General features: G+C 29.0%; 4 protein-coding genes. 1 reads left to right on the top strand and 3 read right to left on the bottom strand.

Features of this window, described 5'->3' with window-relative positions; all coding sequences use genetic code 11:
• The 3 genes from COI44_RS23670 to trxA form a co-directional block, all read right to left on the bottom strand.
• A partial coding sequence (locus tag COI44_RS23670) for an MFS transporter (RefSeq protein ID WP_286164070.1) occupies positions 1–204 on the bottom strand: 204 nt, incomplete at its 3' end.
• 146 nt (positions 205–350) lie between these two features.
• Positions 351–788: a MarR family winged helix-turn-helix transcriptional regulator gene (locus COI44_RS23665; protein ID WP_098430060.1), complete on the bottom strand. Its 438-nt coding sequence runs from the start codon at positions 786–788 to the stop codon at positions 351–353.
• Positions 789–1074: 286 nt separating this feature from the next.
• Positions 1075–1392: a thioredoxin gene (gene trxA / locus COI44_RS23660; RefSeq protein WP_056472391.1), complete on the bottom strand. Its 318-nt coding sequence runs from the start codon at positions 1390–1392 to the stop codon at positions 1075–1077.
• Between the two features lie 170 nt (positions 1393–1562).
• Between trxA and COI44_RS23655 the strand changes: the two genes are divergently transcribed.
• The coding region (locus COI44_RS23655; protein WP_098430059.1) for a GNAT family N-acetyltransferase at positions 1563–1980 on the top strand (418 nt) is incomplete at its 3' end.

The following is a 1980-nucleotide window of genomic DNA, read 5'->3' as shown; positions in this document are numbered from 1 at the left end:
TGCCATAAAAATAACTAAACCAGCAATATAAACACTTCTACGACCTAATAAGTCTGCTAATTTACCTGCGATCGGCACTACAGTAGTTGAAGTTAATAAGTATGCTGTTGTAAGCCAAGTCATCATACTTAAACCACCAAGGTCTCCAACTATTTTAGGCATTGCAGTACCAACTATCGTGCCATCTAATGCAGAGAAAAACATTGCAATAATTAGACCAATCAGCAATAGTTTACGACTGCCATCTTTTTGAACAACTGTATTTGTAGTCAAAGTATATTTCTCCCTTCTCTCTCATATCTTTTTTCTTTTTATAATTAGTAATAAAAAAAAGTATTTTGTAAAAATTTCTATCGATCTGCTACAGCATTTGCAAGCTTTTCAGTGATCTTTGCAAATTGTAATAACTCATCGTCAGAAAGGTTAAACAAGAAACTTTCAAAAATTTCTTTCCGATCTTTTATCACTGATTCTAATTTTTTAATACCTTCCTCAGTTAACATAATATTTACAACTCTTCGGTCCTTTTTATCATGTTCTCTATATACAAAGTCATTATGTTCAAGTCGATCAATCATAAATGATACTGCACTTGGTTTTACACCCATCATCTCTGCTATTTCAGATATTTTACAGCTTTCTTTTTTTCGTAAGTACATTAAAACAAAAAATTGAGTAGCTGTTACACCATGACTATTCATACTTTCTGTCACCTTTGGTTGCATTTTATGAATAGTACTTTGAAGTGCAATCTGAATCCGTTCAATGTACTCATTTTTGTTACCCAAGAAAGTTAACCTCCTTTAAAAATTAATCCAAATAAATATTTAATGCTTGTTAAATATTAATGCTTATTAAATATAAAACGTGACAGAAAAATAGTCAATCTTATTTACATTAGAAATTTTTAACATTACTCTAATCGATCATATTGCTAATGATAATGAAAACATTTACATTGGCTTAAGCTATTGATTTTATAAATATTGTACTAGCCAGTTTTAATTAAAAATGCANNAATGCAAAAAAAAAGAAATGCACTCATATTATGAGTGCATTTCTTACAAATTATAATTAACCAATATGTGGAGTAATTAATTCTTCTAAAGCTTCTTTAGGTTTGAAACCTAAAGTTTTTTCAACTACTTCGCCGTCTTTAAGAACGAATAATGATGGAATGCTCATAACTTCAAATTTAGCTGCTGTTTCTTGGTTTTCATCAACATCAACTTTAACAATTTTAACTTTTTCTCCGTATTCAGAAGCTAATTCTTCTAATACAGGAGCAATCATTTTACAAGGACCACACCAAGTTGCCCAAAAATCAACTAATACTACACCTTCTTTTGTTTCTTCTGCAAACGTTGCGTTTGTTGCATTAACAATTGCCATTTATTTTTCCTCCTACCTGCGCAAGCTACATAAGTAAAATATGTAGTTTGACATAATTTGTTATAATTTCAAAGAAAGTATACCATATGAGAATTAGCATTTTCTATTTATTTGCTCAAACTTACTATTTCCAAACAAATAGTTGATATACCAATGAAAGGACTAAAAAAGTGATAACATTTGAAAGAATTACAACTGACTTAATTGAAGTAATTGAAGAAATTACAAATTCGAATCAAAATTACAATTTAATGGAGAATGGTCGTTTAACTAGATCAAAAGAAGAACTAATGAAGGAATATTTTTCTTCTTCACACCAAACGGAAACTTATTTTATTAAATTAGATGATACCTATATAGGATTAATTGATTTTTTAGAGCTAAATCCTAAAGATGGTTCCCCGTGGTTAGGTCTTTTAATGATTCATCATGATTACCATGGTTATGGATTTGGAACAAACGCATTTATTTTATTTGAAGAACTACTTATAAAAAGAAATATTCACGGTTTACGATTAGGTATATTAATTAATAACCAAAAAGCAAAATCTTTTTGGAAATCTCAAGGTTTTAACTATATTGAAAATA

Origin of the sequence: Bacillus sp. AFS088145 (assembly GCF_002564465.1) — a bacterium.
Taxonomy (GTDB): domain Bacteria; phylum Bacillota; class Bacilli; order Bacillales; family Bacillaceae_G; genus Gottfriedia.
The sequence above is the reverse complement of the archived record's forward strand: the minus strand, read 5'-3'. Positions and strand labels throughout refer to the sequence as shown.

Excerpts from the sequence above, each read along its gene's own strand:
- trxA (WP_056472391.1), bottom strand. The coding sequence starts at position 1,392 with ATGGCAATTGTTAATGCAACAAACGCAACGTTTGCAGAAGAAACAAAA.